The organism is Hippea jasoniae, from assembly GCF_000744435.1.
In the GTDB taxonomy this organism is placed as follows: Bacteria; Campylobacterota_A; Desulfurellia; order Desulfurellales; family Hippeaceae; genus Hippea; species Hippea jasoniae.
Window position 1 is genome coordinate 116,033 of the sequence record NZ_JQLX01000013.1, and the last position, 26,506, is coordinate 142,538.

Annotated in this window: 26 protein-coding genes and 1 tRNA gene; 22 read left to right on the forward strand and 5 right to left on the reverse strand. The window is 37.2% G+C overall.

All coding sequences use genetic code 11. The features are described from left to right. Positions 1-61: 61 nt before the first annotated feature. Both EK17_RS05450 and EK17_RS05455 read left to right on the forward strand, forming a co-directional pair. Positions 62-148 (forward strand) — tRNA-Leu (locus tag EK17_RS05450). A 174-nt stretch (positions 149-322) separates the two neighbouring features. Next, the gene (locus tag EK17_RS05455; protein WP_035588330.1) at positions 323-1,024 is read left to right on the forward strand and encodes a peroxiredoxin; all 702 of its coding nucleotides are present in this window, start codon (positions 323-325) and stop codon (positions 1,022-1,024) included. A 31-nt stretch (positions 1,025-1,055) separates the two neighbouring features. Here the strand turns inward: EK17_RS05455 and msrA are convergent, their stop codons facing one another. From msrA to EK17_RS05480, 5 genes are all read right to left on the reverse strand, one after another. Further along, positions 1,056-1,577, reverse strand: coding sequence for a peptide-methionine (S)-S-oxide reductase MsrA (gene msrA / locus EK17_RS05460; protein ID WP_035588332.1), 522 nt, complete (start codon positions 1,575-1,577; stop codon positions 1,056-1,058). Next, a complete protein-coding gene (locus EK17_RS09410) occupies positions 1,578-2,081 on the reverse strand; it encodes a CYTH domain-containing protein (RefSeq protein WP_051904455.1) in 504 nt (167 codons plus the stop codon). It lies immediately after the preceding gene. Between the two features lie 64 nt (positions 2,082-2,145). Continuing rightward, on the reverse strand, positions 2,146-4,239 hold the full coding sequence (locus EK17_RS05470) for a hypothetical protein (RefSeq protein ID WP_035588334.1): 2,094 nt from the start codon (positions 4,237-4,239) through the stop codon (positions 2,146-2,148). 111 nt (positions 4,240-4,350) lie between these two features. After that, positions 4,351-5,940 (reverse strand): methyl-accepting chemotaxis protein, encoded by a 1,590-nt coding sequence (locus tag EK17_RS05475; protein ID WP_035588336.1) that lies wholly within the window; start codon positions 5,938-5,940, stop codon positions 4,351-4,353. A 9-nt stretch (positions 5,941-5,949) separates the two neighbouring features. Further along, positions 5,950-8,427: a bifunctional diguanylate cyclase/phosphodiesterase gene (locus EK17_RS05480; RefSeq protein ID WP_035588338.1), complete on the reverse strand. Its 2,478-nt coding sequence runs from the start codon at positions 8,425-8,427 to the stop codon at positions 5,950-5,952. 249 nt (positions 8,428-8,676) lie between these two features. On the opposite strand from EK17_RS05480, the gene EK17_RS05485 reads away from it, so the two are divergent. The 20 genes from EK17_RS05485 (at position 8,677) to EK17_RS05580 (ending at position 26,470) form a co-directional block, all read left to right on the forward strand. Further along, positions 8,677-9,459, forward strand: a complete 783-nt coding sequence (locus EK17_RS05485; RefSeq protein ID WP_051904456.1) for an oxygen-binding di-iron domain-containing protein — start codon at positions 8,677-8,679, stop codon at positions 9,457-9,459. Positions 9,460-9,464: 5 nt separating this feature from the next. Then, complete coding sequence (locus EK17_RS05490; protein WP_035588340.1) at positions 9,465-10,307, forward strand: methyl-accepting chemotaxis protein; 843 nt, start codon at positions 9,465-9,467, stop codon at positions 10,305-10,307. Between the two features lie 9 nt (positions 10,308-10,316). Further along, entirely contained in the window at positions 10,317-10,787 is a 471-nt protein-coding gene (gene purE / locus EK17_RS05495) for a 5-(carboxyamino)imidazole ribonucleotide mutase (RefSeq protein ID WP_035588342.1), read from the forward strand. Continuing rightward, a complete protein-coding gene (locus EK17_RS05500) occupies positions 10,777-11,616 on the forward strand; it encodes an oligopeptide/dipeptide ABC transporter ATP-binding protein (protein WP_035588344.1) in 840 nt (279 codons plus the stop codon). Before purE ends, EK17_RS05500 begins: the two co-directional genes overlap by 11 nt. Further along, entirely contained in the window at positions 11,604-12,431 is an 828-nt protein-coding gene (locus EK17_RS09045) for a hypothetical protein (protein WP_051904457.1), read from the forward strand. The genes EK17_RS05500 and EK17_RS09045 overlap by 13 nt, the downstream gene beginning before the upstream one ends. Continuing rightward, positions 12,428-13,537: a tRNA guanosine(34) transglycosylase Tgt gene (gene tgt / locus EK17_RS05510; RefSeq protein ID WP_035588347.1), complete on the forward strand. Its 1,110-nt coding sequence runs from the start codon at positions 12,428-12,430 to the stop codon at positions 13,535-13,537. Before EK17_RS09045 ends, tgt begins: the two co-directional genes overlap by 4 nt. Further along, entirely contained in the window at positions 13,534-14,199 is a 666-nt protein-coding gene (locus tag EK17_RS05515) for a hypothetical protein (RefSeq protein WP_035588350.1), read from the forward strand. Before tgt ends, EK17_RS05515 begins: the two co-directional genes overlap by 4 nt. Positions 14,200-14,206: 7 nt before the next feature. After that, entirely contained in the window at positions 14,207-14,920 is a 714-nt protein-coding gene (locus EK17_RS05520; protein WP_198018151.1) for a TPM domain-containing protein, read from the forward strand. Between the two features lie 21 nt (positions 14,921-14,941). Continuing rightward, positions 14,942-15,547: a LemA family protein gene (locus EK17_RS05525; protein WP_035588353.1), complete on the forward strand. Its 606-nt coding sequence runs from the start codon at positions 14,942-14,944 to the stop codon at positions 15,545-15,547. Further along, positions 15,535-16,875: a M16 family metallopeptidase gene (locus tag EK17_RS05530; protein ID WP_035588355.1), complete on the forward strand. Its 1,341-nt coding sequence runs from the start codon at positions 15,535-15,537 to the stop codon at positions 16,873-16,875. The genes EK17_RS05525 and EK17_RS05530 overlap by 13 nt, the downstream gene beginning before the upstream one ends. Then, on the forward strand, positions 16,872-18,197 hold the full coding sequence (locus tag EK17_RS05535; protein WP_035588358.1) for a M16 family metallopeptidase: 1,326 nt from the start codon (positions 16,872-16,874) through the stop codon (positions 18,195-18,197). Before EK17_RS05530 ends, EK17_RS05535 begins: the two co-directional genes overlap by 4 nt. Beyond that, on the forward strand, positions 18,184-19,020 hold the full coding sequence (locus EK17_RS05540) for a tyrosine-type recombinase/integrase (RefSeq protein ID WP_035588361.1): 837 nt from the start codon (positions 18,184-18,186) through the stop codon (positions 19,018-19,020). Before EK17_RS05535 ends, EK17_RS05540 begins: the two co-directional genes overlap by 14 nt. Then, positions 19,017-19,658 carry a 2-C-methyl-D-erythritol 4-phosphate cytidylyltransferase gene (gene ispD / locus EK17_RS05545; RefSeq protein ID WP_035588364.1) on the forward strand — a complete coding sequence of 214 codons (642 nt, stop codon included), beginning with the start codon at positions 19,017-19,019 and terminating at the stop codon, positions 19,656-19,658. The genes EK17_RS05540 and ispD overlap by 4 nt, the downstream gene beginning before the upstream one ends. Beyond that, positions 19,643-20,137, forward strand: a complete 495-nt coding sequence (gene ispF / locus EK17_RS05550) for a 2-C-methyl-D-erythritol 2,4-cyclodiphosphate synthase (RefSeq protein WP_035588367.1) — start codon at positions 19,643-19,645, stop codon at positions 20,135-20,137. Before ispD ends, ispF begins: the two co-directional genes overlap by 16 nt. Continuing rightward, positions 20,121-20,342, forward strand: coding sequence for a DUF2905 domain-containing protein (locus EK17_RS05555; RefSeq protein ID WP_035588369.1), 222 nt, complete (start codon positions 20,121-20,123; stop codon positions 20,340-20,342). The genes ispF and EK17_RS05555 overlap by 17 nt, the downstream gene beginning before the upstream one ends. A gap of 9 nt (positions 20,343-20,351) precedes the next feature. Continuing rightward, entirely contained in the window at positions 20,352-20,654 is a 303-nt protein-coding gene (gene yajC, locus EK17_RS05560; RefSeq protein ID WP_035588371.1) for a preprotein translocase subunit YajC, read from the forward strand. A 9-nt stretch (positions 20,655-20,663) separates the two neighbouring features. Next, positions 20,664-22,265, forward strand: coding sequence for a protein translocase subunit SecD (gene secD / locus EK17_RS05565; RefSeq protein ID WP_035588372.1), 1,602 nt, complete (start codon positions 20,664-20,666; stop codon positions 22,263-22,265). Positions 22,266-22,274: 9 nt separating this feature from the next. Next, positions 22,275-23,240 carry a protein translocase subunit SecF gene (gene secF / locus EK17_RS05570; protein ID WP_051904459.1) on the forward strand — a complete coding sequence of 322 codons (966 nt, stop codon included), beginning with the start codon at positions 22,275-22,277 and terminating at the stop codon, positions 23,238-23,240. Between the two features lie 270 nt (positions 23,241-23,510). Then, on the forward strand, positions 23,511-25,943 hold the full coding sequence (locus EK17_RS05575) for a [protein-PII] uridylyltransferase family protein (RefSeq protein WP_269557962.1): 2,433 nt from the start codon (positions 23,511-23,513) through the stop codon (positions 25,941-25,943). Further along, positions 25,937-26,470: a Maf family protein gene (locus tag EK17_RS05580; RefSeq protein ID WP_035588376.1), complete on the forward strand. Its 534-nt coding sequence runs from the start codon at positions 25,937-25,939 to the stop codon at positions 26,468-26,470. Before EK17_RS05575 ends, EK17_RS05580 begins: the two co-directional genes overlap by 7 nt. Positions 26,471-26,506: the final 36 nt, after the last annotated feature.

Sequence of the window (26,506 nt, forward strand, 5' to 3'; positions counted from 1 at the left end):
TCTAACACAGCCATCTAACTCTTGACAAGGTGTAAAAAATAAGTATATTGCTATGTGTTCAGCCGAGGTGGTGGAACAGGTAGACACGCCATCTTGAGGGGGTGGTGGGAGTAATCCCGTGCGGGTTCAAGTCCCGCCCTCGGCACCAATGAAAGTAATTAGCCGATAGGGCAATAGCTCTATCGGCTTTTTTTATTGCTTGAAATTTTTAAAAATCGGTATAAAAATAAAAAAGAGGAGAAAATTATAATTTATAAATTTTTTCCTTGACAAAAAATTATATTTGCAGTATATTTAACCTGAAACTTGAGGAGGTGAAGCAATGGGATGCGACAAACCAGTTGAGGCGATTGAGGAAAAAGAACAAAAACAAGAAATTGAAGAGGAGGTAGAGAAAATGGAAAGGACACAGGCAGGCGTACTGGTATTGAGGAAATTACCGGAATTTAAGATGGATGCTTACGATCCAAAAACAGGAAAGTACATTACTGTTTCAAGTGATGATTACAAAGGCAAATGGCTTGTAGTTTGCTTCTATCCAGCCGATTTTACATTTGTATGCCCAACAGAGATTGCAGCAATGAATGCAAAGTATGATGAGTTGCAGAAGATGGGTGTTGAGGTGCTGGCTGTCTCAACAGATACAAAGTTCTCACACAAGAGATTTGCAGAGACCGAGCCTTTGCTTAAGGATCTAAAGCTTGTAATTGGCGCTGACCCAACAGGTGAGGTTTCAAGAAAGTTTGGCGTCTTAATAGAGGAAGAGGGCCTTGCTTTAAGGGGAAGATTTTTGATTAATCCAGACGGCGTTGTTGTTGCAGAAGAGGTTCAGGGACCATCTGTGGGTAGAAATGTCAATGAGTTTATCAGACAGATCCAGGCATGGCAGCATGTTTACAAAACCGGTGAGGTATGTCCGGCTAACTGGAGACCGGGTAAGAAAACGCTTCCTGTTAACACAAAAGCCGAAGAGCTCACAGGAAAAGTTGGTGACTATGTAACTCTTGATGAGCTGCTTTCATAAAGCAAAATGGGGGGGCTTTGCTCCCCTTTTTTTATTTTAACAATTCTTTTAGTTTTTTATTCACTTTTCTAAAGCAGTATTTTTCATATTGAGCATAGTTGTTTGGAAAATTTTTGTAGTATTTTTGATGGTAGTCTTCTGCTTTGTAGAATTCCTTTGCCTTTAAAATTTTTGTTGCAATGGGTTTTTCAAAGATATTGAGCGTTTTTATTTTTTCTATTAGCTCTTCGGCTGTTTTTTTCTGCTCGTTGTTAAGATAAAAAATGGCCGTTTTGTATTGATCTCCCACATCGCAGCCCTGTCCTTTACTATCTGTTGGATCTATAAAACTTAAAAACTCAATAACTAATTGTTTGTAGGGGATAACTTGTTGGTCAAATATAACCTCAACAGCTTCGTAATGCCCTGTATTGAGATTTAATACCTGCTTATATGTGGGGTTTTTGAGTTTTCCTCCTGTATAGCCGCAGGTTGTTTTAATAACACCATCTAAGGAGTAAAAAAACTTTTGAAAACTCCAGAAGCAACCGCCAGCAAATATTGCTTTTTCCATTTAAAAAAGTGGGATTAATTGTTTTTTTGCAAGATTGGCATTTGTGAATTCCTTAAGATGTGTTACTTCCTTTATAATAACGGGTTTAAAAATCTCTGCCATCTTAAAGTTGTTAGCATCATCAAGTGAGTCAAACTCAACCTCAACAAATACTAGACCCTCTAAATTACCCTTAAACTGGTCAAACTCATACCTTAATCCTTCAACCTCGACGATAAATCTTGTTTTTTGTAGTGAGTGGAGATTTTGAGAGCTGGATGTTATGTTTTTATAAACCACCTCCTGAACTTCTGTTTCATATTCCTCTCTAATAAGCCCTTCACCTTTTTTGAGCGTGATAAAGTATTTGTCTCCATATTTTCTGATTCTGCCTGTCTGATTGTCTCTTTCAAAATAATGTTGCTCTATTTCAACAATTATCGGTTTAAGATGGAGATGTTTTGTCAGGTATGGTTTTACCTGTAGGGGTAGAACTAAAAACTTCCTTTCAATCTCATACGCCATATAAAAATTCTATACAAAAAAGAAAGTTTTGTCAAAGAAGGAAGGGGGCTTTAGCCCCCTGATTTTAGTAGCTGTTTTTTGGTCTGTAGATATGCAAGTTGTTTTTGAGTTTAAGATTTTTAATGTTTAGTCTTATTGTGCCAAAATTTCTTATAGCTTTCAGTCTGTTTCTCTGAAGTAATCTTGCTGCTTTAGACATTGAGCCGGAGGTTCTCATTATACGCTTGGCAAGAACGATATTTCTTCCGTAGATAAAGTTTGTAAGCTGCTGAGGCACATAAGGTTTCTTTGGTGGTTTGAACCTGTTGGCTTTTAAATCCTGTGTTGACACTAAATCAAGTTGAATCTGCTTGAATACGATTTTTTTGCACACCAAATTATCATCTTTGCCTTTTCTATCTGCCTCACAAACGATGTAGTCTAAAGTGCCCAGACCGTTTCCAAATGTTTGATCGCCTCTTGGGCCTCTACCAGTCATTTCATCGATATAGCCGTTTGCATAACTTCTTCTTGTCTTAAATCCATATCGGGCAAAATATCCTGCAGCAGGTGGAATATGCCTTACAAGAGGTGTTTTTATGCCTCGACTGCGTCGATTGAATGTGCAGTATTTTAAGTTTGAATCTATTTGAACGCCATATTCTGCCGGATGGTCAAGATCAAATATTACAGCCTCGCCCATCAACGCCCATGCAGACTCACCTTTCATTTTAGCAACAATCGGCATCCTTTTTGAGCGTTTTCTTTTCCACTCAATTCTTGCAAGTGAGATGTAGGCCTTTAGCCTTCTGCCGTCAGGCTTAACATTCATTACAACAACAATTCTTGTTTTGCTGCTTCCCCCGCCACCTTCTGCATCGCCGTGCACGCGTTGCTGTTTTACATATTCTATTGTTGATTTTAATTTCTGCAGGGCTGCATCTGGTAGTATTATTGGTGTTTTGCAGTCGCTTAAGTATTTTTCTGGCATTACTGCATCCCACTCATCGTAGAAATTCCTGTAGTTTTTGTAATATTCTGCAAGTTTCTGACATTTTTTTGTAAAGTTTTTATTGCACATCTTGGTAGCTTTTATAAGCATATTGAATTCTTTTATCCACATTCTTTTATAAGCTTTGATTGTCTGAATATGCATGTTTCTAACCCTGTTTATCGTGCCAAGTGCAAAAAGTTCCTGTGTCGAGCGTGATAGCACCATATTTGCATCCTCTATGCCGCCTTTTAAATCCCACAGAGATGTAATTAAGATTCCAATGTATTCCTCTTTCGATGTTGCCTGTAGAGGGTTTTGAGCAGGAAAGTCTTCAAGCATGCTGTAGGGCATTAAAACATATTTTATGATTCTTTTTCCGCCGCTTTCCTTTAAGAAGTTTTTGTAATAATCTGTAAGTTCATCGATGGTTGTTGGATTTGTCATGGATGAGCCTGTTGAGTAGGTTTTGATCTCTATCTGGTTTGAGCCAAAAGCCCTCTCCATTGTTTTTGCAAGTTGCGTTCCTACCTTTGCATTACCCCATGCTCCTTTTGCTGAAATGTTTGCCTCGTTTGCAAACTTTGTCCAGCTTTTGAGTGTCTGTTTTTTGACTGTAGCAACACCTAAAAACTCTCTACCCTTTACAACACCGATAACAAATGTATCGCCGCATCTTTGTCTGAATTCACCCAATCCACCGGGTTGAGATAATAGTTGTTTATATCTGTCTTTTAGCTGAATTGTTGAGATGTCTATGTAGCTTGGTTTTGTTAGATAGGCTGTTGCATAGAGTGATTGATTGAAGGTGCTTGTTTTTGTGCCACCAATAATGCTGAGTTTATCGTTTGCCTGATATGTCGTTGTAGTCAGGATTTTTAAAGAAGCATTTACGCTTAAGTTAGACTCCTTTGCCATATCGTAATTTGTTTGAACCAGTTTAAAAACCGTGTGTTCATGTTCGTTATCCATCTCCTGAATAGAGTTTCTGTCATAAACCACGCAAGGTGTTTTAAAACTACCTTTCCTTGTGTCGTATCCCCAGCCGTAAGAAACTGGTTGCTCACCCATCGGTTCAACGGTTGGAAAGTTTGCCGATTCTGAGTATGTGGGTTGTGGATTGATTGCTGCTGCTGACAAAATTAGAAAAAAGGACAAAAATAGTAAATAAAACCTGCCATAACGCATACACACCTCCAAAATTTAGTATTATATTATTTTTTACCATAATTTATTATATCTGTCAACAAAAAAGCCCTGCATGAAGCAGGGCTTAAAAAGGTGTGCGGGGAAGGGAGGCTATACCTTAAATATACTTACAGCTTCAGTAATTTTGTTAGACATTTCGTTGACCTTTTCAGAAATTCTTGCAATCTCTTCAACGGCTTTTGCATTTTCTTGAGATGCCTCTACAATTTCGTTGACCTGAGCATCAATTTCTGCTGCCGTTGAAGAGAGTTCTTCTGTTGCAGCAGATACAGAATTGAGCTCCTCAATAACGCCGTTTGCCTTTTCTACAACGGCCTCTACTTTCTTTTTATCCTCCTGAGATTTTTCAGCCTCATTGAGAATCATATCACCTGCTTTTTGAGTTTTTTCAACAGCAATATTGGCATCTGTTTGCATCTTTGCAATCATGTTTCTGATTTCTTCTGTTGCCCTCTGCGTTTTTTCTGCTAATTTTCTGACCTCATCTGCCACAACGGCAAAACCTCTTCCTGCATCACCAGCACGGGCTGCCTCTATGGCAGCATTTAGGGCAAGCAGGTTGGTCTGGTCTGCAATTTCACTAATTACTCCAACGATCTGGCCGATCTGTTTGCTTGCATCGCCAACGGTGTTGATCTGCTCCATTGCCTCCTGAGCCAGTTTGGCGTTGTTTCTCATCCTTTCCACTCTGTCGATAATGTCGTTTAAGATATCACCATTAACCTCACCCATCTCCTCTGCGAGCATATTTACATGCTCTGTTGATTTTGCAACATTGTCTATTGCCTCAACGATATCTTTTACGGCTGTGCCAAGCTCCTCCGTGTTGCGGGCGGTTTGTTCAACTGTGGCAGAAATCTCTGTGGCGGTTGAGGAGAGCGAGTTTGCATGGCTTGATAGTTCATTGGCCTCCGATTTCATCTGACCTATAAGTTTTCTCATTGAGTCAATCACCGTATTGATGCCGCTTTTTAATTTTCCTATCTCGTTTCCTGTAATAACTTCAAACTTTGAGGTAAAATCACCCTCTGCTAATTTTAGCGTCTTTTCATTTGCATTGAGAATCGGGATAATGATGTAGTGTTTTACAACAAAATACAGGCCGATTATCAAACCAAGTATAATGAGCAAACCAATGGTTACAAATATTAAACTATCAACTGTTTCTTTTCCTATTAATAACAGCTGTGAGCTTACTATCTTTGCCTCTGCTTCTGCAATCTGCTGCGATATTTCTCCTATTGCATCAACATAACTATCAAAAGCCTCTATTGTTTTATCCTTGCTGTTTGAGCCGTTTGTCATAACCTTTTTTCCTGTATCGACCATATTTATGAATACATTTTTGAGCTTATTTAGCTCTGAGTGCAGTTGCGGGTTTGCTTTTTCTTTCTCGATAGCTTTGTTTATGTAGCTTTCTGTTTGTTGAACGACACTGTTGAATTGTGCTTTAGCATATTTATCCCTCAAAGCCCTGTTTATGAGTTTTTCTGTTTCTGTTATACCAACAGTTATTTTATGTGTAAGTTTCAATGTTGCAAGGTCAATATTTCTTGTATGGTTTATGTGGTGTTTTACAGATGTAGCGATAAAGAAATTTGATGCAATAAGAATAATAGAAACGATAAATACAACAGCCGTTGAATAAAAAAATAATTTACCTAAACTGACATTTTTCATACGCCCTCCTTAAACAATCTTTAATATCTCATCAAGCGGCATAGGCTTGGCAAAGTAATACCCCTGATACAGATCACATCCAAAACCCTTTAAAATTCTCAACTGCTCATTTGTTTCAACGCCCTCTGCAACAGAGCCAAAATTAAGCTTTTTTGCAAGGTTTATCGTTGTCTGGACAATGGATTTTACCTTCTCATTTTCTGTTATCCTCCTTATAAAACTTATATCTATCTTTATGGCGTCGATGGGCAAGAGGTGTAGATAGCTTAGTGATGAATAACCTGTTCCAAAATCATCGATCATTACTTTAAAACCCCTATCCTTGAGGTTTTTTAGCATATTCATAGCTGAGTCAATATCGTCTGCAAACATACGCTCTGTTACCTCTAATATGAGGTGTTTTCTGTATTCATCGCTAAGCTGCTTTAAAATATCAAAAATCCTGCCCTCTTTCAGGTTTCTCATTGAAAGATTGATACTGATTGGTATAAATTTGCCTGCCTTTTTGTGAACTGAATCTAAATATTGCGGAATTGTGTTTATAAGAAACTCTTCAAACTGCACAAGATAGTGGGATGTTTCAAGCTGATCGATAAAGAAATAGGGCGATAATAAGCCTTTTTGTGGATGGTCGATTCTTGCCAATGATTCAAATTCAGCAATCTCTTCATTGTTGTTGTATATAGGCTGCAAGAAGAATGTAAAGTATTTTTTTGTGAGTGATTCTGAAATGAGGTTTAATGTTTCGTGATCTTTGTGAATAATCTCGTTAAGTTGAGGATTGTAAACTTTAAAGTTGTTAGCCCCCTGTTGTTTGGCTGCTGCCATGGCGGTTGTAGCATGCGAAAGCAGTGTTCTTATGTCTAATCTATTCTCTGTATCAACAGCAGCCCCTATGTTTATATGGGTTTTTATTTTGTAGCTATCCACATCTATGGATTTTGAGAAAAATTCAATTATATTTGCTATGTCGTTTTCTATTTCCTTAAGGCTTGAGTAGAAGTTAAACATGGCAAACTCATCATCTCCAACCCGTCCTACTACAAGGCCTTTTTTTGTTAGTTTTGAGGCTATCTCTTTAAGCAGCCTATCGCAGGTATATACACCATAGATGTTGTTGAGTTTTGAGAAGTCAAATATATCGATGGTTATGATACCTTTTTGCTTGTCTTTGCTTAAGCTCTTTTGTGTTAATTTTTCTGCTTCAAGCTCAAAACCCTTTTCGTTAAGAAGGCCTGTAAGTTGATCGTAGTATTTAAATTTCCTGATTTCTTCCTCTAAATACATCTCTCTTGATATATCCTTTGATATGGCAACAAAGTGGGAAATCCTGCCAGCTTTTTGTATGGGAACAATGGTATGGTAGAGTTGATATAACTCACCGTTTTTATGTCTATTTACTATAACGCCTTTAAATGCTTTACCCAGTGTTATTGTATCCCACATACTTTTGTAGAATTCGTTGTCATATAAACCGGATTTAAAGATAGAGGGTTTGCTGCCTATTAGTTCCTTTTTTGTATAGCCTGAGAGTTGTTCAACAGACTCATTGACATAGGTGATATTGCCATCGAAGTCTGTAATTAAAACCCAATCCTTTTGCTGGATGGCTGTGTAGAAGATATCTTTAAAAAACAGTTTTTCTATATTGCTAAGTGCAAAATTCAAATCGTTTTGCATTTCTTTTAGTACATCTATTATGTAGCTATCAAAAAAAAATGGTATGGATGAATAAATACATAGCATATATTTGCCGCCTGAATCGCTCAGTGGAATATAACAGCTTGATCTAAATCCAAAAGAAAGCATATCTATTTTCCAATCAGAGACCTCTGGGTTTGAGTCTGTGTCGGGGTTTATGTGGATGTCTGATGTCCTGAAGGCCTCAAAAAGCGGTCCGTAGTTGATTGTTTTTATGACATCGGAGGCATTTTTTATGAGATTTTCAACATATTTACCCCTTCCTGCATAGTTTTCAACCTTTACCATATTTGGTTTGATTGAAAGTACAACAACAAGCTCTATGTATTTTTGAGAGATGAGTTTTTTGCTTATATCTTCAAAAAGGCCATCCTTTGTTGTGCTTGTGATGATGGAGTTGTTGATTTTACTTAAGAGTTGATAGAATGTCTTGAAGATTTCTTCTTTGGTGATATCGCTTAAGATTAATAAGTTAACGGGAGTGTTGTTTACAAAACTGCTTTCAACAGTTGCTTTTAGAATCTTTATAGCTTTAGATTTTGTTTTTATCTCTAATGTTATTGAACCATCTTCATCAAGTTGTTTTTCGATGTTGTCTAAACCTTCTTTTGAAAAAATCTCATCGGCTGTTTTTTGTTTTAGTTCTGCTTTTGAGAAATCTAATAGTTTTTCTAATGATTGTGAGATGTCTATTATTTTTCTTGATTTTGTTTCGTAGGATAGGTAGAAAATGTGCTGAAAAACATTGGAACTTAACAAAATTTCCATTCTACGGTCTGCCTCCATCAGCGCCTCCTTTGAGATTAAAATAAAAAAGACACTGTTAAATTTTACTTAACTTTTACACCCGTATTTACATTTTGTCAAACAGTAATTTCTTTATATGTTATATTTTCTCGATTTTTTTTTTTTCATTATAAGAAATAATTTTTAAATTAAATATAATTAAATTATTTATACTTTCATGTTTTGATTTGTTGACTTTTTTTTATGAGGATGTTATTTTTTAACAAAGAAATATTGAAGGAGGTAGCAATGGGAGAATACAACACAAAACCCAATTCAGAGGTTGATATTGAGAATGGTGAACTGCTTTATGATGACGGTGAGCATAAATTTATCTGGCTTGGATGGGGGCAGGCTGAAGAAGGAATGATTCAAACCAACCAATACCTTATTGTGGATAACGGCAGGGGCATCTTGCTTGACCCGGGTGGCATCCACATCTTTCCAAAGGTTGTATCCAATGTGACAAAATATATAGACCTCGATGATATAGATTTTATATTTTTCTCCCATCAAGACCCAGATGTAAGCTCTGGTATTCCTATGTGGTTATCTGTAACAAGTGCCGATATCTATATCTCTGAGCTGTGGGTTAGGTTTTTGCCGCATTTCGGTATTACCGATCTAAGCCGCATAAAAGGTGTTGGTGATGGTGGTGTATCTGTTGCAGGCCTTGATATAATCCCTGCACATTTTATGCATTCACCGGGTAATCATGTGGCTTTCGATAAAAAATCTCAGATTCTGTTTAATTCTGATATCGGTGCAGCTGTTTTTGGCTCTCAAAGGTATCTATTTGTTGATGATGATAACTTTAACTCACATGTATCAATAATGGAAGGGTTTCATAAGCGATATATTGCCTCATCAAATGTATGCAAACACTATATAAACAGGGTAAGGGCTTTAAATCCCAAAATGATTGCACCACAGCATGGGGCTGTTTTTAGAGGCAAGGCAGTGGATATGTTTTTAAACTGGCTGGGTTCTTTGAGATGTGGCGCTGACATAATCGATGAGATAAGCAGGTGATAGCCATGATGGTAAAAGATGCAAAGACCGTTAATGCAATAAGAAAACTATCCAAAGGTGTGGTAAAAAGCTCATTTGTTTCTACGGCAACACTTGAAAGTTTTAAGATTATTGCGCACGACATAGAGTTTTTGGAAGATCAGATGAAGACCTTCTCTGCCTCGCTTGAGGAGATGGAGGGCAACCTCAAGGGTATGGCAAATAATGTTTCAAAGATAAACAGCGACTTTGAGGAGTTTAACCTCAATGTAAATGATGTGGCAGGTAAGGTTGCAACAAGAAACGAAGAGATTGAGGGTAGAACAACCGAGATTGAGGATTTTGTTAAAAGCATTAAGGGTTTGACATCGATTACGGAGGATATCAATAAAGCAGCAAGCAGTATATCCGATATTGCCAAGCAGACAAACCTGCTTGCACTAAATGCTGCAATTGAGGCAGCAAGGGTTGGTGAGAAGGGCAAGGGCTTTGCCGTTGTTGCAGATGAGATTAAAAAACTTGCCAATAAAACGGATAGCATTACCGATAATATTCAGGATGTATTATACGATTTCAACAACAAGCTACTCTCCACAGTGGAAAAGGTTGAGTCTGTTAAAGGTTTTTTAGATCAATTGAGGCAGGATTTTAATGACTTTGCCGATATTTTCTTAAAAATCAATGATAAATCAAATGAAATAGCAGAGTCTTTAAATGAAAACAGCCTTGCCATTAATGAGCATGCAGAGGTGATCGATGATTTGACAGCAAGGATTGTTAAGATTTATGAGCTTCTCAATACCGTTATTAGAATTGTTAATACGCTGCAGGATGCAAATCTCAAAATTGAGCAATTAATACAGTTATAAGGGCATATTATGAAGGTTGCCATTGTTGCGGGTAGTTTGAGCGATCAAGAGATTGTTGATGCTGCAAAAGAGATTTTAGATGAGTTCAATGTTGATTATGAAACATTTATAACATCAGCTCACAGATCGCCTTCTTTAACTATAGAGGTGGCAAAAAAAATTGATGATGAGTTTGAGTGTGCAATTGTTATAGCGGGGCTTTCTGCCGCACTTCCAGGCGTTATTGCAGCATACACTTCTAAACCGATTTTGGGTGTGCCTGTTGCAAGTGATTTGATGGGGCTTGATGCGTTATTTTCTATAGCACAGATGCCGCGTGGCATACCTGTTGCAACATTTGGTATAGGCAAAAAGGGCGCAAAAAACGCCGCTTTGTTTGCCATACGCCTTTTATCGCTGAAGGATAGCAGCCTAAAAGATAAACTTCTTGCAAAAGCCAAAGAAGAGGAAAGAAAACTCAGAGAACTTAATGGTATGTAGCCTTGATATAGAAAGGGCATATTACTCCAGCAGAACTGTCATTGAGGATATTCATTTTAATGTAAATGAGGGTGAATTTTTTGCAATTGTTGGAGAATCCGGCGCAGGCAAAACCACCATTGGCAGGATTTTAAGCGGACTGTGGCGTTTTTATCCTTTAAAATTTGACGGTGTTGTTAAAGTCAAAGAGAGAATTTCTTTAATCCCTCAAAATGTTTCAGATTCGCTTGATCCGCTTTTTAGAGTTGAGTCTCAACTGAAGGAGATAATAAAAGATTTAGATAAAATCAAAGCCGTTTTGCATGATGTGGGGTTTGATGATGTTGAGGGTGTGTTAAAATCCTACCCTCCGGCCTTAAGCGGTGGCATGAAGCAGAGAGTGCTAATTGCTTCATCCTTGCTTGTTTCGAATGTGATTCTTGCAGATGAGTTTACATCAGCGCTTGACAATCTCACAAAATTTAAGATTATAAAAACATTGAAAAAACTCAATGAAAAAAACTCAACAACGGTGATTTTTATTACACACGACCTTGAGCTTTTGCCTTTTAGTGATCGGATGATGGTGATGTTTGACGGTAGAATAGTTGAAATGGGCAAAACAGGAGATATTTTAAATAATCCTTTTCATCCATATACGGCTTTTCTTGTTAACTCGATGCTTGACTTTGATATGAATTACAAACAGACAACGCTTGATGTGTTAAAGATTGATATGAGCTTTGCATGCCCTTTTTATAGATCGTGTAAAAAGGCAAAAAATATATGTAAAAACAAAAAACCACCACTTAAAACCATTAGTGGCAGGAGCGTTAGATGTCATTTTTAAAACATAGAAATGTAGTTGTGGCTGTTGCACTTCTTTTAATTGTTTTGTTAACGAGTTTTAAGTTTGTTAACGATAATGAGGTTGTTGGACTAAAACACCCAGAAAGCATAGCAATCTATAACGGCTATCTTTATGTTTCTAATATCGGATCATCGCCTGCAAATCCAGATTTGGATGGATTTATTACAAGGCTTGATAGATACGGCAATATCCTTGAGTATAAATTTATTGATAAACTCAAAGCACCAAAGGGTTTGTTTGTTTATAAAAACAGTTTGTTTATTGCCGATTTAGACAGGGTGTGTGTTGTGGATCTGATAACAAAAAAGAGAAGCTGTTTTGATATCAAAGGGGCAAAATTTTTGAATGATATCTATGTGATTAATTCCACTGCATTTGTTACCGATACAGCAAACGATGTGGTTTATGCTTTAAATAATGGGAAGGCGACTATTTTTTGCAGGTTTGAAAAAGGTTTTGAGCCAAACGGCATAACCTATTCAAAAAAACTCAACGCTTTTTTGGTTGTTTCATTTTCAAGCCCTGTGATAGATGAGATTTCTGTTGATGGAAAAATTCTGAAAAGCTTTAGGCTTAATGGCTTGAGTGGATTTGACGGCATTTCAATTTACAAGGATAAGATTTTTCTGTCTGATTATAGAACGGGCAGGGTTGTGGTTATGGATTTTTCTTTTGATGGTTTTAAAGTTGTTAAAGATTTTCACACACCTGCAGCTGATATTTTAGTTAGCAATGCAAAACTCTATGCCCCGCTTCTTGAAGATAACAGGCTTGTCATAGGTAAACTTAAATGAGCTTTTCCTTTGAACTTATAAAAACCGACGGTGAGGCACGAGCCGGTGTTATCAAAATTGGTGGCATTGAAATAGAAACGCCTATCTTTATGCCGGTTGGCACAAACGCCTCTGTAAAGGCTATTCTTCCCTGTATGCTTAAGGCTGTTGGTGCAAAGATCATTTTGTCTAACACATATCATCTCTATTTAAGGCCGGGGATTGAAACGATAGAGAAACTTGACGGTCTGCATAAGTTTATGGGGTGGAATAGGGGCATTCTAACTGACAGCGGCGGTTTTCAGGTGTTTAGCTTGAGTGATTTTAGGAGCATAAACCCAGAAGGTGTTTACTTTAAGTCTCATTTAGATGGCTCAAGCCATTTTTTCTCGCCTGAGTATGTTGTGCAGCTGCAATCCCGCTGGGGAAGCGATATTGCAATGGTTCTGGATGAATGCCCGCCTTATACGATGGATAAGGATTATGTTAAAAAATCTCTGGATATAACGCTAAACTGGGCAAAAAGATCTCTAAAAGCAAGAGAGGATTTTCCTCTAACGGCGTTGTTTGGAATAGTGCAGGGTGGCGTATTTGATGACTTAAGAAAAACTGCTGCCTTAGAGATGTCTGAAATGGATTTTGAAGGTTTTGCTATAGGTGGCTTGAGTGTGGGTGAACCGGTTGAGGATATGTATCGGGTTGTGCCGATTGTAAATGAGATTTTGCCGCAGAACAAGCCCAGGTATGCTATGGGTATTGGCAAGCCTGAAAATATAGTGGAACTGATAGGTATGGGTGTGGATATGTTTGATTGTGTTATGCCCACAAGAAACGCCCGAAACGGAACACTTTTTACAAAATACGGGATTGTGAATATTAAAAGGCTTGAATACAGGTTTGATGATAGACCGATTGAGGAGGGTTGTGGCTGCTACACCTGCAGGAATTTCTCAAGGGGATATCTAAGGCATCTGCTTAAGGCAAAGGAGCTATCGTTTTATACACTTGCCTCGATCCATAACCTGTATTACTACATAAACCTTGTAAAAAAAGCAAGAAAGGCTATACTTGAGGGTAGATTTAAAGCATTTAGAGATGAATTTTACAGTTTAAGGGGTAGTCAATGAATGAGTTTGTTGAGCAGCTGAAGAATGAGTTTAAAGAGCGATTGATCAGCGTGGGTTTGCACAACGTAGGTGTTACATCATTTATCAATAAAAACGGCGTATTTATCGTGCTTGATAGGGTTGAGCCTGAGGATCTACTTGCAATCAAAAGAATTTACAAAAAATTTAAGAAAACCTACTCCACGCCGCTTGTGGTAAATGAGCGTTTTTTTAAAGATGCCGCTGATGTATTCTGTATGGAGATGCTGGAGTTTAAAGAAAACGGCGAAATTCTTTATGGCAAAAATGTTTTAGAAGATATAGATGTTAATGATGAAAATTTGAGGCGACAGATAGAGTTTGAGCTTAGAAGCAAACTGTTAAACCTGAAAGGGGCGTTTATCGATTTGCCGCTTGAAAGAAGAATAGTCGACAACATTGCATACCGTTCGATGTATAACTTTCTGTTGATTTTGAGAAACCTTTTAAGACTTAAGGGTAAACTCATAAACGATGCTACATTGATTGAGGTGTTTGAAGAAACCTTTGGCGTGAGTCTTGAGGCTTTTAAGATTTTGAGGGATTCAGAGAAGTTGCCGTTTGAGAGGTTGCTTGAGGTGTTTAAAGGATATTTGAGGGAGGTTGAGCAGCTTGTTGAGATATCTGACAAGATTTTGTCTTAGTATATTTTTGTTATTGTTTGTTGCTATAGCTGCAATTGCTTACGAAATTCCACAGCCTGTTGGTTTTGTAAATGATTTTGCTTCTGTTTTAAAGCCGCAGACCAGAAAGAAGCTTGAGATTTTATTAAGGGAGCTTGAGCAGAAAACATCGGTTGAATTTAGCATTGTGACAATAAAAAAACTGCCGCCTGATAGTGATATATTTGACTATTCTGTTGACATGTTTCAAAAGTGGGGAATTGGCAAGAAAGGTAAGGATAACGGTGTTTTGTTTCTTGTTGATATAGGCGATAGAAAACTAAGAATTGATACAGGCTATGGGATGGAGGGGATCTTGCCTGATGGATTGCTTGGCAGGATCAGGGATAACTATATTTTGCCCTATTTTAAAAAGGGTGAGTATGATAAGGGGATTTTTAATGGCACGATGGCAATTGCAAAGATTATTGCCGATGCCTATCATGTTAAGTTAACCGGTTATCTAAAACCCAAAAAAGTAAAAAGCGGAGGTTTAGATAGTATTGATATTTTTCTATTGATAGCCGTTTTATTTTTTCTTGCACCAACGATTTTACCGTTTATACTTGTTGGTGGCAGGGGTAGCTACAGAAGCGATTGGGATAACACCTTTGGCGGTGGCTTCGGTGGTGGAATGGGTGGCGGATTTGGTGGTTTTGGTGGAGGCACAACAGGAGGAGGAGGCGTTGGTGGTAGCTGGTAGAAAAACAGGAGGTGAAGGTTTATGAAAGGTGTGCTTGCCGCAATTTCCGTATTGCTGTTTTTGGTGATTGTTGTAGGGGTTTACTACTATTCGACCTATAATAAGCTTATAAGACTGCAGGAGGAGGTTGAAGCAGCCTGGAGCGATGTTGATATACAGCTGAAAAGAAGGGCTGATTTAATACCTAATTTGGTTAATGTTGTAAAGGGTTATGCCCAGCATGAGAAGGAGATCTTTGAGTATGTGGCAAAAGCCCGATCTCAACTAATCAATGCAAAAACGCCGCAGGAGGAAATCAAAGCCAGCAACAATTTAGAGGGTGCAATTGGCAGATTGTTGCTTATTGTTGAGCAATATCCGCAACTTAAAGCCAATGAGGAGTTTACAAGGCTAATGGATAATCTTGAGGGCACAGAGAATAGAATCGCTGTTGCAAGAAAGAGATATAACGATATTGTTAAAATTTACAACGCCACGATTCGCTCTATTCCTGCAAATATCATAGCTGACAGGATGGGCTTGAAACCGTATCCATATTTTAAAGTGCAACCAGCTCAAACCAAACCACCCAAGGTTAACTTTGGCAATAGCACATCGATGATAGGGAGTTTTGTATGCGCAGGCTGATTGTAGTTTTGTTGCTTATTTTTTTCTCAGTCGATGCTTTTGCCTATAACTACAATCATTTTAAATTAAAAAACGGCCTTGAGGTTTATTTGAGAAAGGATAGTTCTCTGCCTATTGTCAATGTGACGGTTATCTACAGGGTTGGCTGCGTGGATGAGTATAACTCCATCACAGGGATTTCTCATATGCTTGAGCATATGAATTTTAGAGGGGCAAAACATCATCCTGATGGCTATATCGATAAACTTACGACACGATACGGCGGCATCGATAACGCCCAGACATCGTTTGATTATACGATTTATTTTACGACGATATCAAAGAAGGCTTTGAGTGATGTTTTAAGTTTTTATGCGGATAATATGGAGCATTTAAATCTTGAAAAGAGTAAGTTTTTGAAAGAGCGCAGCGTTGTTTATCAGGAGCGGCTCTGGCGTATAGACAATAACGCAGACGGCTTTTTGTATTTTACGCTTCACAACATCGCCTATAAAGCATCACCTTATAGATGGACACCTATCGGCTTTGCATACGATATAAGGCATTATACAATTGATGAGTTAAGAGGTTATTACAGGCACTACTATGCACCTGATAACGCTGTTTTGGTTGTTAGCGGTGATATAGATATCAAAAAAACTATTGATGAGATTAAAGATATTTTTGGGGGCTTAAAACCAAAGAAGATTGTGCGGCACATAACAAAAGAACCTGTGCAGCTTGGAAGAAGGATTGCATATATTACAAAACCAGCCAAATTTAAAAAAATTGCAATGGCTTTTAAGATTCCACCAATTTATGATAAAGATACACCTGTTTTAGATGTTATAAGCTATATCCTGTTTGATAGCAAAACAGCACTTATGTATGATCAACTTGTTAGAAAAGAGCATATTTTTGCTTCGATAGATGGTGGCAATGAAGGCAGGATTTACGATAAGGGTTTATTTGAGATTTTTGGTGATATATCGGATAAATACAGCTTCAAGGATGCAAGAGAGGCGATTTTGAAGGTTTTGGAGAAGATCAAAAAGGGCAATTTTCCAAATAAGCTTATAGTAATAGCAAAACAGAAGGCAAAGATGGATTATCTTTTATCAAACGAAACATTGGGCAGCAGTAATTACAACGAGGCGTTTTATGCTGCATTTGGTCTGTTGGATTATTATAAAAACTACATGAAGATTATAGATAAAATAGACAAAGCAGAGATTATAAAGGTGGCAAATAAGTATTTTATTCAAACAAAAGAAACCGATGTATATCTCATTCCGCAAAAGGTTAAATTTAATGCAGCTTTGCCAGCCTACAGGGGGAGTTTAAGATGAGAAAAATCGTATTTTTTTTGATGCTATTTTTCTTGATCGGGTTTAGTGCAAAAGCTGAACTTATTGAAGGAACATTAAGCAACGCTTTAACATACCGCATCTATCCAAAAAAGGGTTTGCCGCTTGTTTGTGTGAACATAAAGATTAAGGCTGGTAGCATCTTTGATAAAAAAAGCAAATTTGGTGAGGCTTATCTTACAGCAAAATCACTTGAAAATTGCGATACAAAGCATTTGAGTTATGATGAGTTAAAAGAAAAGTTTGATGAGGCGGGCATTGTCAGTGGAATATCTGTTTCAAAGGGGTTTATAACGATTTCTGCTGTGGTAGAGAAAAGTAAACTCGACAGGATGATGTGTCTTTTGAGTGAAATATTAAAATCGCGTTTTGATAAGAAGAATTTTGAAGAGGTAAAAACAGAGGCGATCAATAGCAAAAAGGCATTGCTTAACGATAAGGATTACCTTGCAATTCATGCAGCTTTTGTAGGGCTGATAAGACAAAAAAGCATATCTCACAGCTCCATTGGCACTATTGAGGGTTTGAAAGCAACGACTGCTAAAGATGCTAAAGCTTTTGCAGATAAATTTTTCAGATCCAACAATATGGTGATTTCTGTCAGTGGAGATGTAGATAAAAATATTGTTGATAAGATACGACTTTACTTTTCCTTTTTGAAGCCTGCAAAAAATATTGTTACATTTGAAAAAACCCAATTTAACGATAGCTCAGTGGTTAAAGATATTGTAAAACCAACCAAGCAGAGCTACATATACATAGCGTTTCCTTCTGTGGGTTGCTGCAAAAAAGAGTATTATGTGGCAAAGATTCTTTCGTATCTGCTTGCAGGAAATTTAGATGCCTTCTTGCCGCATGACATCAGAACACTTCATGGCTACGCATACTCTGTTTTTGCTTTTAACTATCCATTACCGGATGGTGGTGTGTTTGTTATAGGACTGCAAACACAAAATAAATTTACACTTGATGCAATAGATAGGATTTTTAAGGATATAAAAGCCTTTGATAAATATATAACGCCCAAAAAGGTTGAGACAGCAAAAGAGTTTTTTATAAACAGCAAGTATATTTCGCTTCAGACCCCTCAATCTATTGCAGCAGCACTGTCTGATTCATATATGAGAGGCGTTAAAGATCTGCCGTGGATTTATGCAACAAAAATGATAAATAGTGTTAGCTATCAGGATGTTAGGGATTTTGCAAAAAAACTTTTTAAACAGCATGTCAGTATAGGTATTGTTTCTAAAAAGGATTATTCAGATAAAATCAAAGCTATTTTGAAAAAATATGGCTATAGATAAGCTTGTTGATGAGTTTATCTTTCATTTAAAGCTAAAGGGTTTAAGCAAAAACACAATAGCCTCATATATGGCAGACTTAAAGGAGTTTGCTGTCTTTTTTAGCGATATGGATTTTAATAAGGTAAATATCAGTGGTTTTGTGGATGAGCTTTTTTTGAAGGATTACAAACCTGCAACGATAAACAGAAAGCTTTCATCTATCCGCTCTTTCTTGAAGTTTTTGCTAAAAGAGGGCAAAATCGATTTTGAGGTTGAATTAAAAAATATCAGGCACAACAGAAAACCGCCTTATTACATACCCTTTGAGGTTATTGCATCTGTTTGTGATTCAAAAAGGGATGGTTTGATAATAGAGCTTATGTATGCCTGTGGTTTGCGAATTTCTGAGGTTGTATCACTGAGGGTGAAGGATATAATATTTGATGCAGGTTTTATAAAGGTTAAGGGAAAAGGTGGCAAGGAGAGATTTGTGCCGGTGGCTTTAAAAACACTGGAAAAGCTGAAAAGCTATATTTTAAATGAGAGATCCCGTTATAAAGGCGCTTTAGAAACTGACTTTCTGTTTATCTCAAACAGGGGCAGACCTTTTAGCAGGCAAGGGATCTGGAAGATAGTAAAAAGGAAATTCAGGCAGAAAGGCTATGATATCCATCCACACCAATTAAGACATATGTTTGCCACGCATTTGATTGAAAACGGTGCAAACCTAAGAGCCGTGCAGGAGATGCTGGGGCACAGCTCAATTACGACCACCCAGATCTATACACAGATTACCGATAAAGCAATGGAGGATGCTTTCAGAAAATTTAAGGTTTTAGAATGAATATCGGTAGTGTTATTGTTGCTGCAGGCAGTGGCAATAGATTTGGTGCAAAAAAACAGTTTGCTAAAATTAAGGATGATAGAATTGTGCTTGATTATAGCGTTGAATTATTAAAAGGGTTTGGCGATGTGGTTGTTGTGGTTAAAGAAGAGGATGTTGAGTTTGTAAAAAACAGATACGGCGATGGTGTTGGAGTGACAAGAGGCGGAAAAGAGAGAATGGATTCTGTTTATAACGGTATAAATGCTTTAAAAAGCGAGTATGTTTTAATTCATGATGCAGCAAGACCCCTGATAGATAAAGCCATTGTGCAGAGACTGATAGATGCTTTAAAAGATTATGAGGCTGTTATTTGCGCCTATCCTGTTTTTGAAACAATAAAGCATGTGGAAAACGGCTTTGCGTTGTATAGCCTTGACAGAAGCAGGATTTTTATCTCCCAGACGCCTCAGGGTTTTTTAAGAAAAAAGCTTATAGAGGCTATGGAAGAGGCTACTAAAAAGGGTGAGTATTATTCAGATGAGGCTGGATTGTGGGAAAAATATTTCGGCTCCGTAAGGGTAGTGGAAGGTAAAAGAACAAATATTAAAATTACTACAAAAGAGGATATAGAAATAGTCAGATGTCTTTTAGGGTAGGCTTTGGATACGATGTGCATAGGTTTTCTGAAGGATATCCGTTGATTTTGGGTGGTGTATGTATCGATTATGAATACGGCTTAATCGGGCATTCGGATGCAGATTGCCTTGTTCATGCTATATGTGATGCCTTAATTGGAGCTTTGGGAATGGGCGATATTGGTGAGCTTTTTCCCGATTCAGACCCAAAGTATAAAGGTATAAAGAGTTTATTTTTTCTAAAAAGGATAAAAGAAGCTATAGAGGAGGCTGGTTTTTTTGTGGAAAATATTGATGCTACTGTTGTTTTGCAAAAACCCAAAATTTCACCTTACAAAAAGGCCATGGAAAAAAATATAGCAAATGCATTAGAAATAGATTCAAATAGGGTTAATGTAAAGGCCACTACTACAGAATTGCTGGGTTTTGAAGGAAGGGGTGAAGGTGTTAGTGCCTATGCAGTTGTGTTGTTGGAGGACGGTTATGAGCGAGTTTGGTAGGATGTTGATAATTATAGGTGTTTTATTTATCGTTATGGGGCTTGTTGTAGCCTATCTTCCGCAGATAACGAAACTCCCTTTTGGCAAGTTGCCCGGTGATATTGTCATAAAAAGAGGAAACTTCACATTTTACTTTCCACTTGCAACAAGCATTATTTTAAGTATAATCCTAACGGTTATTTTTTATTTACTTGGAAGAAGGTAAGGAGGGTTTATGTTTGATCTAATTCCAGCTGCATATGCTGCAGGCAGTCCACATCAGCCAGGCATGATTGCACAGATTGTTCCACTGCTACTAATTATCGTTGTTTTTTATGTGTTTTTGATTCTGCCCCAGCAAAAACAGAGAAAAAAGCATAAGGAGTTTATAGAATCGCTTAAAAGGGGAGATAAGATTATCACCTCAAGTGGCATTTATGGCACTATTGTAAAGGTTAATGAGGATAATTTTGTTATAGAAATAGCAGATGGAGTTAACATAAAAATTTCAAAAAATAGTGTAATGTCAAAACAGTAGGGGTAGGCTATGAAAACTTCTACTTGGATTAAACTTGTTATTGTATTAATCATCGTTGCAATATTTGGCGCATACACGCTGCCTACAATTGTTGGCAAGAAGAATGCAAAATATATCTCTGAGCTGTTTGGCAATCTTTTGCCCACAGATACAATCAATTTAGGACTGGATCTTAAAGGTGGAATGCATCTTGTTCTGGGTGTTGAAACTGATAAGGCTGTTTTTGCAAAGGTTTCAATGGCGGCAAACAATCTTCAGCAGGCTTTAACAAACGCAAAAATTGCAGCTGATCAGGTGATACCGGGCAGTGATGGCAGCATAAGGATTCATCTTGTCGATAGCAAAGACTTACAAAGAGCCATCAACCTTATTATGTCAAATCTCCCCAATTATCAGATTGTGTCTGATAACAATCCTATAGTAATTAAACTCAAACAGAAGATTGTTCAAAAAATAAAAGAGGAAGCTGTTCAGCAGGCTATAAGTGTAATCAGAAACAGGGTAAATCAGTTTGGTGTGACAGAACCTACAGTTGTTAGAGCTGGAGAGGATCATATAGTCGTCGATCTACCAGGTATTAAAAACGCCAACAGGGCGGTAAGATTACTTGGTGAAACAGCACGGCTTGAATTGCACCTTGTTGATGACTCTGTCAGTGTTGCAGATGCGTTAAATGGCAATTTACCACCAGATGATGAAATTTTATATGAAATCAAAAGGGATCCAACCACTGGAGAAGTCACAAAAATACCGTTTGTAGTAAAAAAGGAGCCTGTTATTACAGGTGATATGATAACAAACGCCTCTGTGAGATTTGGTGGCACACTCAATCAGCCCTATGTGGCATTTGAGCTCAATTCTGAAGGTGCCAGGATATTTGCTAAATTTACAGCAACCCATATAGGTAAGAGATTGGCTATTGTGCTTGATAATGTTATCTATTCAGCACCTGTAATTCAAAGTAGAATAGGTGGCGGTAGGGGTCAGATTACTGGTAATTTTACACTTGAAGAAGCGCACGATTTAGCACTTGTTCTAAGAAGTGGGTCATTGCCAGCCCCCGTTAAAATTTTACAGAAAGTTACAATCGGGCCATCGTTGGGTAAGATATCGATAGAAAAGGGCAAAAAGGCAATGATTTTTGGAGCTCTGGCAGTAATTATCTTTATGATTTTTTACTACAGGTTATCGGGTTTGCTTGCCGATGTTGCAATGGCGTTAAATATTGTGATTATCTTTGGAGCTATGGTTATGCTTAATGCAACATTAACCTTGCCAGGCCTTGCAGGTATTGCTTTAACGGTGGGAATGGCCGTTGATGCCAATGTGCTTATTTATGAGAGGATCAGGGAAGAGCTGTTGATCGGCCGCAGTGTGCATGATGCTGTAAACACAGGATACGATAGGGCGTTTATTACGATTCTTGATGCAAATATTACTACATTGATTATAGCCTTGATTTTGTATCAGTTTGGCTCAGGACCGGTTAAGGGTTTTGCAATTACGATGGCAATAGGATTACTTGCCAATATCTTTACAGCCGTAACATTTACCAAGACTGTATTTGATATTGTGCTTTATAAATTCAGACCACAAAAGTTAAGTATTTAGGAGAATGCCATGATTCAGATTGTCAAACCAAATATTTTCATAGATTTTGTTTCAAAATTTAAGGTAGCTGCGGCACTATCGCTTTTGCTTATCATTATAGGCATTGGAAATTTGGTTATTAAAGGCCCTAAGTTTGGAATAGAGTTTAAAGGAGGCACATCTATTCAGCTTGCCTTTGATAAACCCATCCAGATAACAAAACTAAGAGATGCCATTAAGGATTCAAAGATATTTAAAGATTCAAAGATTCAAAATATTGGATCGTCCAATAAGAGGTTTATTATCTATACCAAGGTCTCAACATCATCCACCACATCAAGCATCGAGGCTGTATTAAAAAAGCTTTTAGATCCCGTATTTGGAAGTCATTATAAAATTTTGGAAGTGGATATGGTTGGCCCAAAGATTGGCAAGGAGTTCAGGGATAAGGGAATTATAGCTATTGTTTTATCGCTGCTTGCTATCTTGATCTATATAACGATTAGATTTCAATACAGGTTTGCTGTGGGAGCCATAGTTGCTTTGATTCACGATGTTTTGATTACCGTTGGATTTTTATCGTTATTTGGATATGAGTTTACATTGGATGTTGTGGCGGCTATTCTTACTATAGTTGGTTATTCTGTAAACGATACAATTGTTATTTTTGATAGAATAAGGGAAAAAGTCAGACAGAACAGGAATCTATCCAACGAAGAAGCTATAAATAGAGGTATAAGTGAAACATTATCCAGAACCGTTTTAACAGCTGGCACTACGCTGTTTGTCGTTATTTCACTATTTCTGTTTGGTGGTCATGCGCTAAAGGGTATGTCTTTTGCTCTGCTTGTGGGTATAATTTCTGGAACTTACTCCTCGATTTTTATTGCATCTCCAATCCTGCTTCTGTTTAAGGGCAAACTGATGCCTGAGAAAAAAGAAGTGGAATCAACAGAGGCATTCAAAAAGAGAATTGAGCAGGAAGTGAGATTTTAGAGGTGATGAGCTGTTAAACTAAAGCAGCTTATAGATATTTTTGAGGATAAAAAACGGGCCTACCGCATTATACTTCACATAACATCTGTATATGGTTTAAAATGGGAGCTTGAGGCTTCCCTTTCTGTTTTTCTAAAGGCTTTTGAAAGGTGTGCCCAGCCTGACAAAGCAATCTCCTACTTTGATGACTTTATAAAGAATTCAACAGCAAAATCCACTGTCTTTGAACTGATTATAAGTTTTCCCGTAATTGCAGATATACTGTTTGGTATTTTCTGCCAATCAAATACACTGTCTCTTTTTTTGATAAACAATCCAGAGCTTTTATTCTGGTTGATAGAGAAAGATACACTTGAGAAGTTGAAAACAAAGGATGTTTACTTAAAAGAAATAAGTGAACTTCTCAAATCAGCCAGAGATGTAAAAAAACAGGAATATCTTTTGAGATATTTCAGAAAAAGGGAGTATCTAAGGATTGCAACAAGAGAAATTATCAATGTGTGCGATTTTGTAGAGATTTTAGAGGAGCTAAGCAATCTTGCTGATGCATTAATTGAGTCTGCTGTTGATATTGCTATCTCAAAGCTAAAACTCAATAGTGAATATAAAAAAGGTTTTTGTGTTATTGGTCTGGGTAAACTGGGAAATAGAGAGCTAAATTTTTCAAGCGATATAGACCTATTGTTTGTTCACAAGGAAAAGAAAAAGTCTGAGATTTACAATAAGCTTGCAGCACATATTGTCTCAATTCTATCCGCAAATAAAGAGGGTGGTTTTGTTTACAGAGTGGATGTCAGGCTAAGACCCGGGGGCAATGCCTATCCGCTGTCGATGAGTATAGACCAGTATGAAAACTACTATGAAACATTTGGTCAGCCATGGGAGCGACTGTCTTTAGTTAAAGCAAGATTTTCTGCAGGGGATGAAAAGGTAGCAAAGGAGTTTAAAGAAAGAATTGAGCCTTTTGTTTATAGAAAATCGATAGATATTGAGTATATAGATCAGATTAGAAGCCTGCTGTTTAAGATTAAAAAGTATACACAAACGCCTGTTGAAAGCATAATCGATCCTGCAAAGATCGATGTTAAAAAAGGCAGGGGGGGCATTAGAGAGATTGAGTTTATTCTTAACTATTTTCAGCTTATTTTTGGTGCTAAATTTGATAGGCTTAAACATATATCAACCGTTGATGGGCTTGTTTTGCTAAAGAGTTTGGGTTTTTTAGAAGAAGGTGAGAAGCTAAAGGATATCTATCTTTTTTTAAGAAGAATTGAGCATAAATTGCAGCTTGAGGATGAAAAACAGACGCAGAAATTACCAACGGATAGAAAACGCCTCAAACAGTTGGCAAAGAAAATGGATACAACAGTTGATGATTTTATAGAAAAATATGAAAATGATACCGAATTTGTGCATGATGTCTTTAAGAAGATTTTTGTGCTTGATAGAGGTTTGCCTGTTTTTTCTGAGATTGATGATTTGGAAGGTTTTTTGTTTGAAAGTGGCGTTGATGATGTAAAAACCACTGCCAATATGATCAAAAGTGGAATAAAGAAGTTTCTGGCAGCAGAGATTAAGGATGAAACAATCCAGGGGATATACGATAGAGCTTTTTTGGTAGCAGTTAAACTCAACAGGTTTGATAGGGTTGCAGGCTTTTTTGAAAAACTCAATCCTGCCTATATTGCCTCTGTATTTGAAAACAAAAAACTCTTTGAGGTTTTTATAAAACTACTAATAATTGATTTTGGTGAATATTTTTTGAAGCATCCGTTTCTTTTAGATTACTTTTTAGCCCCTTTTGATATATCGAATTATTCAGCTGAGGAGAGAAAAGCTGCTGTTGAGCTTGATATTGCTATAAAGCTTATGGATGGTTCATTCAGGCATAATGATTTGAAAAGATATACACAAATTGCCATAGACTATGTCAGGGATACAGTTAGGGAGTTTGATAAAAACTCAGAGCTTGCTGTGATTGGATATGGTAAATTAGCAATGGGTGAGCTTTTTAAAGGTAGCGACCTTGATATAGTATTTTTATGCAAAAAAGATGCGTTTAATTATATCAGCGTTGTTCAAAAGATTATAAAAAAACTCAAGCTTCTATACGATGTTGATCTGAGATTGAGACCGTATGGTGAAAAAGGAATGCTTGTGGTTGATGTTGATTTTCTTAAAAACTACTTTCAAAAAGAAGCCTCAGGCTGGGAAAAGCAGGCAGCGTTGAAGTCGGATATTATCTATAGCGGTTTTGATGGGCAAATTGTGAAAAATTTATATGGAGATTTTATTTTTAGTAATCCCCCTAAAAAGTGCGAGATCTACTCCATGCTAAAAAAAATCATTGAAAATAAGGGTGAGGGTTTTGATATTAAAAGCTCTATTGGTGGGCTTACCAATATAGAATTTTTACTTCAGGCGTTATGCTTTGAAAATAGATGTGCCTTTTATCCTTCAACAAATGTGGATTTGTTAAAAAAGGCTATAGGGTTGAAATTGATAGAAAAAGAATTACTTGATTATTACTTCTATCTATCAAAAATTGCAAATATGTTGCGATTAAGTGGGTTTGATTTAAAGCTTGATAAACAAAAAGCGGAGTTTGTAGAGCAGATTTTTTCTATTGATAGCGTCTATGAAAGGGTTTTGGGTATATTTGAGTATGTTGAGCGTATAAGTGAGGAGTATTTTGTATGCTGATTCTTGCAACTGCATCAATAGCAAGAAGGAAACTCCTAAGAAAATGCAAAAGGAATGTAGTTTTTAAAGTATCGAATGTGGATGAAAAAAGATTTAACAATGAATCAATATATGAGTTTCTTTTGCGTGTAAGCTACTTGAAGGCAAGTGTGTTTTATAAAAATGGGATGGATGTGGTTGGTGCTGACACTGTTTTGATGGTTGATGATAGGATTATCGGAAAACCAAAAAATAAAGAAGATGCAAGAGAGATTTTAAAACTTTTAAGTGGCAGAAAACACCTCTGTCTGACAGGTGTGGCGGTTTTGAAGAACGACAGCTGGATTGGTTTTATTGAAAGGGCTGTTGTAAAGGTGGATAATTTAAGTGATGATTTAATAGAGCAGTATTTAAATACTAATGAATGGATGGGTAGAGCTGGAGGTTATGCCATTCAGGGCAGGGCTAATGAGTTTATGAGAGTTGTTGAGGGTGATATTACAACGGTGATTGGCCTGCCCATGAAGAGGCTGTGCAGGATTATTTGATTAAGTTTTAAAACAACAGTATAATTAAGACTCAAA